The organism is Actinophytocola sp., assembly GCF_050699915.1.
In the GTDB taxonomy this organism is placed as follows: Bacteria; Actinomycetota; Actinomycetes; order Mycobacteriales; family Pseudonocardiaceae; genus Actinophytocola.
Genome location: NZ_JBOHGA010000252.1, coordinates 1 through 8,192 on the forward strand (window position 1 = coordinate 1; position 8,192 = coordinate 8,192).

At 73.2% G+C, this 8,192-nt stretch carries 8 protein-coding genes; 1 reads left to right on the top strand and 7 read right to left on the bottom strand.

Translation table 11 applies throughout. From position 1 onward, the window contains the following. Window positions 1-162 (bottom strand): HTH domain-containing protein (locus tag ACRDSK_RS29055; protein ID WP_431444553.1); only part of this gene is annotated, 162 nt, incomplete at its 3' end. 61 nt (window positions 163-223) lie between these two features. On the opposite strand from ACRDSK_RS29055, the gene ACRDSK_RS29060 reads away from it, so the two are divergent. Next, window positions 224-658 (top strand): VOC family protein, encoded by a 435-nt coding sequence (locus tag ACRDSK_RS29060; RefSeq protein ID WP_431444546.1) that lies wholly within the window; start codon window positions 224-226, stop codon window positions 656-658. Here ACRDSK_RS29060 and ACRDSK_RS29065 read toward each other — a convergent pair whose 3' ends face one another. The 6 genes from ACRDSK_RS29065 to ACRDSK_RS29090 all read right to left on the bottom strand — a co-directional run. Then, window positions 659-1,702, bottom strand: a complete 1,044-nt coding sequence (locus ACRDSK_RS29065; protein ID WP_431444547.1) for a GNAT family N-acetyltransferase — start codon at window positions 1,700-1,702, stop codon at window positions 659-661. A gap of 49 nt (window positions 1,703-1,751) precedes the next feature. After that, window positions 1,752-2,960: an MFS transporter gene (locus ACRDSK_RS29070; protein ID WP_431444548.1), complete on the bottom strand. Its 1,209-nt coding sequence runs from the start codon at window positions 2,958-2,960 to the stop codon at window positions 1,752-1,754. A 55-nt stretch (window positions 2,961-3,015) separates the two neighbouring features. Beyond that, window positions 3,016-6,321, bottom strand: coding sequence for a pullulanase-type alpha-1,6-glucosidase (gene pulA, locus ACRDSK_RS29075; RefSeq protein ID WP_431444549.1), 3,306 nt, complete (start codon window positions 6,319-6,321; stop codon window positions 3,016-3,018). A gap of 71 nt (window positions 6,322-6,392) precedes the next feature. Beyond that, the gene (locus ACRDSK_RS29080) at window positions 6,393-6,572 is read right to left on the bottom strand and encodes a hypothetical protein (protein WP_431444550.1); all 180 of its coding nucleotides are present in this window, start codon (window positions 6,570-6,572) and stop codon (window positions 6,393-6,395) included. After that, window positions 6,569-7,774 (bottom strand): amidohydrolase family protein, encoded by a 1,206-nt coding sequence (locus ACRDSK_RS29085; RefSeq protein ID WP_431444551.1) that lies wholly within the window; start codon window positions 7,772-7,774, stop codon window positions 6,569-6,571. Before ACRDSK_RS29085 ends, ACRDSK_RS29080 begins: the two co-directional genes overlap by 4 nt. Window positions 7,775-7,818: 44 nt before the next feature. Beyond that, window positions 7,819-8,192 (bottom strand): response regulator transcription factor (locus tag ACRDSK_RS29090; RefSeq protein ID WP_431444552.1); only part of this gene is annotated, 374 nt, incomplete at its 5' end.

The following is an 8,192-nucleotide window of genomic DNA, read 5'->3' on the forward strand; positions in this document are numbered from 1 at the left end:
GTGCACGGGATAGCCGAGCGCCCGCAGCCGCTCCACGTCGCGGCGCACCGAACGGTCGGTGACGCCCAGCTCGGCGGCGAGCTCGGTGGCGGTCCAGGACGGCCGGTGCTGCAGCAGCGCCAGCAGCCGCAGCACCCGCCCGGTCGTCGACTCGACGGTCACGCGGTCATCGTCTCAGCGATCACGGACCGATCCTGTCCGCAATATGCGGCAGACTGCAACCATGACCGAAGTTCAGATCACCTTCGACTGCGCCGACCCCGCCCGCCTGGCCGCCTTCTGGGCCGAGGTGCTGGGCTACCAGCTGGACAGCCCGCCGCCGGGCTTCGCGACCTGGGACGAGGCCCTCGACGCGCTGGGCGTGCCGACCGAGCACCGCAACGACCGCTCGGCCGTGGTCGACCCCGAGGGCAAGGGGCCGCGGCTGTTCTTCCAGAAGGTGCCCGAGGCCAAGCAGGTCAAGAACCGCTTGCACCTCGACGTGCGCGCCGCGCCCGGGCTCCAGGGCGAGGAGCGGATGGCGGCTCTGGAGGCGGCGGCCGAACGGCTCATCGCCCACGGCGGCACGCAGCTCCGGCGCCACGAGCCCGCGCCTCCGCTCGAGTTCGGTCACCTCATGATGGCCGACCCCGAGGGCAACGAGTTCTGCCTCGACTGATCAGGCGTTCAGGTCGGCGCGCAGGATGCCGTAGAGCGCGACATCCCGCCGCCGGCCGCCGCGCAGCTGGGCACCGCGGACCACGCCGTCCCGCTGGAAGCCGGCCTTCTCCAGCGCGCGCTCCTCGGCCACGTTGTCCACGCCCACACCGGCCTCCACCCGGTCCAGCCCGGTGGTCGCGAACAGGTGCTCGACGAGCATCCGCTGCGCGGTGGTCCCCACGCCCCGACCGCGAGCCTCGGGCACCAGCTCGATCCCGATGTTCCAAGCCGCGCAGCCGAACGTGGCGCCGTAGCTCACCGCACGCCAGCTGACCATGCCGAGCAGGTGGCCGGTCTCCGCGTCGAGCACCACACCGTGCGACGGCGTCTGCGGCGGCTCCGGCACCACCCGGTCGTCCCGGTCGATCGCGAAGGCGCCGTCGGACGCGGCCGCGACCACCCGGCCGTCGGCCGGCCGCGCCACCGCGAGGACGACGCCGTCCCGCTGCCCGAGCACCTCCCGCTCACCCTCGTACCTGGCCAGATCGGAGCGCAGCAGGCTGTACATCACGAGGTCGCCGAGCTCGCCGCCGCGCCTCGTGATGCCACGGACCCGTCCCTCGCGATGGAAACCCGCGCGCTCCAGCCCACGGCAGGCGGGCACGTTGTCCGGGTCGGTGACGGCCTGGATCCGGTCCACCTCGGACATCGCGAACAGGTGCCTGGCCAGCAGCAGGCCACCGCGGGCGCTCAGGTTGCGGCCGCGCGCGTTCGGCAGCAGGTGGAAGCCCTGGTTCCAGCCGATGCCGCCCAGCTCGGCTAGGTGGGGCACCGGCCGCCAGCTCATCGAGCCGAGCAGCTCGCCGGTCTCGAGGAGCATGAGGCCGGCCCAGAAGCGGGGCACCTCGATCGGGGTGGGCCGGTCGTCGGGGTCGGAGTCGAACTTGTTGTCGCTCTGGGCCGCGATGGCCTCTCGTTCGCCGTCGAACAATTCCACGAGCGCGACTTTGTCGTCGCTGGCCAGGATGGTCCGCCGGGCAGGTCCGGCATCCACACCGGTCATCTGGTCACCACCAACAGGTCTGGTTAGACACACGCTGACGAGCGGCATGCTAGCGCCGAACGCGGCTCCATTCGACCGCCGCGACGAACCCGGCCAACGTGCCCAGCACGGCGAACACCGCGATCGCCAGCGACGGGGAGCTGAACTGGGCGACGACGCCGGCGAGCGCGGCACCCAACCCCTGCGTCGCGCGCACGACGGCCACGGCCAGCCCGTACGCCTGACCGCGACGTTCCGCCGGCACGTTCCTGGTGAACGTCGCGACGGCGACCGCGTCGTGCCCGGAAAACAGACCGGACAACGCGCACAGCACGACCGCGATCGCCAGGCCCGGCACGAGCCCGAACGGCAGCAGCACCGCGCTGGTGGCCACGGCCAACGGGCCGAGCAGGACCAGCCGCCGGCGAGGCGCCACCAGCCGGGTCATCAACGCCGAACCGACCGCGGCGCCGGCCGGCTGGGCGGCGAGCAGCAGCCCGACCGCGGCGGTGCCGACGCCGATCTGTGCCGCATAGGGCACGGCGAGTCCGGCGGGCACGGTGTAGAGGCCGGCCAGGCAGCCGTAGGAGATCAGCACCCGCAGCGGCCGGTCCCGCCACACCAGGCCCACCAGCGTGCGGAACGCCGCGATGGTCGGCTCCGCCCGCGCCGCCGCCGAGGTCGGCGGATGTGGGCCCAGCCCCGCCGCGATCAGCGCCGCGGCGAAGAGGAACGTCCCCGCGTCGATGAGCAGTGCCCACTGCGGCCCCAACCACGCGACCAGCGGCGCGCCCACCGCGTACCCGCCGAGGATGCCGGCCTGCAGCGCGGTGTAGGTGACGCCGACGGCGACCTCGTACCGGTCGCCGGGCAGGATCGTCGGCTCGATCGCCGCGCGGGCTGCCTTGTACGGCGAGCTGATGAGCGGCACCGCGAACACCAGCGCGCAGACCGCCCACAGCGGCATGCCGGGAATCGCCATGATCGCCAAGATCCCCGCGCGGGCCAGGTCGCAGACGACCATCAGCGTGCGGCGCGGATACCGGTCGGCGAGGGCCGCCAGCAGCGGACCGCCGGCCAGCTCCGGGATGAGGGTGAGCGCGTAGGCCAGCGCCGCCAGGGCCGGCGACCCGGTGCGGTCGAACACCAGCACAGCGAGCGCCACCCGAGCCAGCTGGTCCCCGGCGATGGAGAACAGGTGCGTGATGAACAGGACGCGGAACTCCGCGACGGCGAACACGTCGCGGTACGTGGCGGTACGCCCGCCATCCTCGACCAACGCCCCGACCCCCGATCACCCGCGGTCCACGAGGGTTCAACAGGGTAACGACGGCTCAGCGGGTGACGAACACCGCCACGGTGCGCGGTGGCACGGTGAACGTGCCGTCGCCGCTCTCGTAGGTCGACGTGCGCACCACCGGGTCAGATCCGTTGGCCTGCACCGGATGCAGCCGGTACCGGCTGCCGGCGAGCGTGGGCACCCGCTGGCTCGTGGCCTCGTCCGAGGCGTTGAACACCACCACGATGCCCTCCGCCCGCGGGTCCAGGTCCGGGCCGGCCCGGTCGTCGAGGTGCATGACGATCACGCCAGGCGTCTGGTCCGGCCCGCCGGTCGGGAAGCTCATCCGGCGCTGCACCAGGTCCGCGGAGCCCAGCCGGAACAGCGGCGAGGAGAACCTGATCGCCAGCAGGTCCAGCGCCCGCTCGTGGGCGCCGCGGATGTCCGGCTGGCGCGGTTCGAGCGCGGGGTCGGACAGCAGCGGGCGCATGTGGTCCCACTTGGACTCGTTGTCGCCGCGCGGCGGCAGGCCCGAGCCCCAGGTCGACTCCCGGTAGGTCCAGTCGACCCGGTTGAACCAGTCGCCGGAGTTGTAGCTGTTGCGGTCCAGCGACTTGGACCGGAGCAGGTCGTTGCCCGCGTGCCAGAACGCCGGCCCCTGCGCCAGGGCCGTGGTGGCCAGCGCGACCGTGTTCATCCGCACCCGGTCGGCCATCGAGGTGGCCTGCGGCAGCTTGTACTGCAGCACGTCGAACAGCGTCTCGTTGTCGTGCGCGTCGACGTAGGTGATCGTCTCGCTGGGATCGCCCGCGTAGCCCGCCGGCTGTCCGTTGTAGTCGATCTGCGAACCGGGCACGACGGCACCGTCGCGGTTGACGAACCGGTAGTCGCGGAGGTTGCCGGCCAGCCCGACCTTGATCTGGTCGTGGTAGAGCAACAGCCGCGCGCGCTGCTCGGCGGGTGTCCCGTTCACCGCCGCGCCGTTGGGATCGGTGAACAGCCCCGACGCGTAGCCCTGGATCCTCGGGTCCTCGTCGAACGGGCCGCCGCCGCGCACGGCGTCGCGCAGCCGGTCGGAGAACGTGCCGATCCCGGTGTTCGCCATGTTCAGCTGGGTGGCCTGGACGAAGCGGGCGTCGTCGGCCACCTCGCCGAAGTTCCAGCCCTCGCCGTAGACGTAGACGCGCTTGCCGTCCACTCCGTCCTCGCGCGGCGTCAGCGAGTCCAGCGCCCGCCGCACGGCGAGCATGTCGGCCTTGGCGTGGTGCCCCATCAGGTCGAAGCGGAAACCATCCACCTTGTACTCCCGCGCCCAGGTGACGACGGAGTCGACCATCAGCTTGCCCATCATGCGGTGCTCGGTCGCGGTGTTCGAGCAGCAGGTGGACGTCTCCACCGCGCCGGTGGCGGACAGCCGGTGGTAGTAGCCGGGCACGATGCGGTCCAGGACCGAGTTCGCGTCCTGTCCGGCGGCCGGGGTGTGGTTGTAGACCACGTCCATCACCACGCGCAGCCCCGCGCCGTTGAGCGCGCCCACCATCTCGCGGAGCTCGCGGGTGCGGGTCGTGCCGTCCGGGTTGGTGCTGTAGGAGCCTTCCGGGGTGGTGTAGTGCAGCGGGTCGTAACCCCAGTTGAAGCCGTCGGTGTCGCGGATCGGGTCGAGGCACGCCTGCTGGTCCTCGGCGGCCGGGCCGAACGACTCGAGGTCGCACGGCGGGGTCTGCTGCGCGGAGCGGCGCTCCTCGATGCTGGCGATGTCGTTGGTGGGCAACAGGTGCACGGAGTTGAGGCCCGCGTCGGCGAGGTCGCGCAGGTGACGCATGCCGGCGCTGTTCCGGTGCTCGAACGCCAGGTACGTGCCGCGGTGGGCCGGCGGCACGGTCACGTCGGAGGCGGAGAAGTCGCGCACGTGCAGCTCGTAGATCGTGGAGTCCTCCGGCTGGGCGAGCCGCGGCTTGCGCAGCCTGTCCCAGCCTTGGGGTTTCAGGCTCCGGTCGTCGAGGTCGACCAGGACCGAGCGTTCGGCGTTGGTGGTGAGGCCCAGCGAGTACGGGTCGGTCACGACGTTGGTGACGACCTCGTCGAGCGCGGGTACGTACACGGTGACCTCGAACGCGTACCGTGCCCCGCGCTCCCCCCTCGCGTGCCAGACGCCGTCGCCGTCACGGGTCATCGGGACCCGGCGACCGTCGAGTACGAGGCCGACCCGCTTGGCGGTGGGCGCCCACAGCGCCAGCGACGGCCGGCCGTGGCGCCACACGGGCCCGAGCCGCTGGTCGTTGGCGTACAGGTCGTCGAGCACGCCGGGGAGCTGCACGCCGGTCGCGTCGGCCAGCCTGCCGTCGTCGTCGTAGGCGGCGACCGCTACCTGCCCGGTGAGCAGGTCTTCGAGGTTCGCGCCGGGGACGCGGAGTGCCTCGTAGGTGGCCAGATGCGGGTACTTCTCCCGGAGCTCCGCGGGCAGCTCGGCCAGGTCCAGCGGCAGCGCGTCCCCGCTGACTCCGTCCGGTGTGGCCACCAGCCCGCCCTCGGGGGCGTGGTGCAGGCGGAAGGTCCAGCCGGTGGTGTCGTCGGGCAGGTCGAGCGCGATCACGTCGCGGCGAAGCCACTGGGCTCGGGCGGCCTTGAGGTCCGGCGGGGCGAGTCCGGCCGAGACGGTCAGCACGTGCGTGGCCAGGTCGTAGGAGAACGACGTGGGGTCGCCGTCCTGCGCCACCGCGAAGCCGATGTTCGCGCCGTCCCGCGCGCCGCCGGCGCCGTAGTTCTCCGCCCATGACAGCCCGTGCGCCACCTTGACCTCGTGCTGCCCGGCCGGGATGGCGGTCGTCGAGTAGGTGAGGACGCCGTCGCCGTCCGGGTCCTGCAGCCAGGAGCGCATGCAGTCCGGCGCCCAGTCGCCCGGGCAGCCCAGCTCGCTCTGGAAGCTGCCGGGCGCGGTGACGATCGGACCCTCCGCGTCGCTGGTCACCCAGTGGGTCGTGGCGTCGTAGTAGAAGGAGACGGGTCCGCCGTCGGACGTGTAGGAGACGTCCGGCCCACCGGCCACCCCGCCGGCGCCGTAGTTCTCGTCCCAGGTGCCGTTGATCGCGGCCTTGTACTGGTGCTCGCCGGCCGGCAGCCCGAACGTGCCCTTCCACACGCCGTCCGCCGCGTCGAGGCCGAGCCGGGCCTGCGCGCAGTCCGGCTGCCAGTCACCGGGGCAGCCCATCTCGCTGCTGTGCGTGCCCGGCACCGACACCGTCTCCGGCGCGGCGGTGTGGTCGGCCCCGGCGGGGACCGCCGGGGTCAACGCGATCGCGGCGGTCAGGGCGGCGATCAGTACTGCGGGGCCGGCCAGTGCCCGGCGACTCTTGTTCGTCACGGCGACTCCCGACGCTGGGCCCGGTTGGGCGGAGGTGCGGCACAACAACTCTGCCCGCGGATCCGCCCGCGTCAATCGGGCGATCGGCCTCGCCGGGGCCGCGCTGGATGGGCGCGACTCCCCTGACGGTTCGCGAACAGCGCCACGGTCAGGGCGGCGAAGCCCGTCGGCAGCAACACGACCGTGAGCAGGTCGACCCTCGTCCGGGCGGCGCCGGCGAACCGCGTGCCGGTGGCGGTCGCGGCGGTCATCTCGGTTCCGCCGTGACGCGCTCGCCGCGGACGTAGACGGCGAGAATCCGGTGCAGCGCGGCGGGATCGGCGAGTGGGTCGCCGTCGACGGCGAGCACGTCGGCGTCGTAGCCGGGCTCGAGGCGGCCCTTGCGGTGGCCGAGCCCGCACACCGCGGCGGCGTGTGACGTGCTGGCTCGCAGGGCCTGCACCGGCGACATGCCGAGCATGCCGAGCTGGGCGATCGCGAAGCGCAGCACGTCCGGCGGCTTGATCGGGCCGATGCCCGCGTCGGTGCCGGCGTTCATCCGCGCGCCGGCCTCGTACAGCCGGCGGCTGTTGGCGACCAGCGCCGGGAGTCGCGCGGCCATGCCCGGCGGGATCGTGGCGTCGGGCACGGGGGCGATGCCGAGCGTCATGCCGAGCGTGATCCGGCGGTCGACGATCGCCTGGACCAGGTGCTCGGGAGCCGGGTCGACGCCGTCTTGCGTCATGAAGGAGACGTGCTCGAGGCCGTCGACACCGGCCTCGATCGCCTGGGCGACGGCCGGCGTGCCGTGGGCGTGCGCGGTGACCGGCAGGCTGTGCCGGTGTGCCTCGTCGACCGCGGCGCGCAGCTCGTCAAGGCCGAACTGCGGGAGGTCGGGCCGGGTGCCGGGAGTCAGGTGGCCGCCGCTGGCCATGATCTTGACGACGTCCACGCCGCGCTCGGCGTGCTCGCGGACCGCGGCACGCACGGCCTCGGCACCGGTGACCGCGCCGCCGAGGTAGTGGCAGTGGCCGCCGGGTGTGGTGACCGGCGGGCCGGCGGCGACGATCGTGGGCAGCGTCGGGTCGGCGCCGTCCCGCAGCGCGAGGCTGAGGTAGCCGCGGTCGCCGAGGTCGCGCACGGTGGTGACGCCGCCGCACGCGGCCTGCCGGGCCGCGATGGTCATCGCGGCGAGCGCGGCTTCGTCGTCGCGGCCGGCGAGGCTCGCGACCGGATCCGCGCTGGAGTCGAATGCCAGGTGCACGTGGGTGTCGACGAGACCGGGCAGCAGTGTCGCGCCGGCGAGGTCCACGATCCTCGCGCCGGCGGGCACGTCCCCGTTCGACTCGACGGAGACGATGGTGGCGCCGTCGAGGACGACGACCGGGTCGGGAGTCAGGGTGGCGGCGGTGCCGTCGTAGAGCCAGGCGGCGCGCAGGGCGGTGAGGGTGCGGCGTTCGGTCGCGGTGGTCATGCCCGAAGCGTCGCCTTGGGACGGTCCGCGCCGCGTCGTGACGACTACTCAGCCGAGGTACTCATCTCCGGCCGGCTCGCGACCACCCACGCGGCGATCTGTGCGCGGTTGGCGAACCCGAGCTTGTCGAGGATGTGCTGCACGTGGTTCTCCGCGGTCCGCTCCGAGATGTGCGCGGCCGCCGCGATCTGCCGGCTCGTCAGGCCCTGCGACACGAGCACGGCGATCTCCCGTTCGCGCTTGGTGAGTGGGCCGGGCGCCGTCCCGGACAGCGACGCGGCCAGCGCCTCGCACCGGCTACGCAGCGGAGCCATGCCGAGCCGGGTGGCTTCCGCACCGGCCGACGCGGCGAGCGCGGTGGCCTCCGCCCGGTCGCCCGGCCGCCGGCGCCGGGCGAGCACGCGGGCCAGCTCGAAGC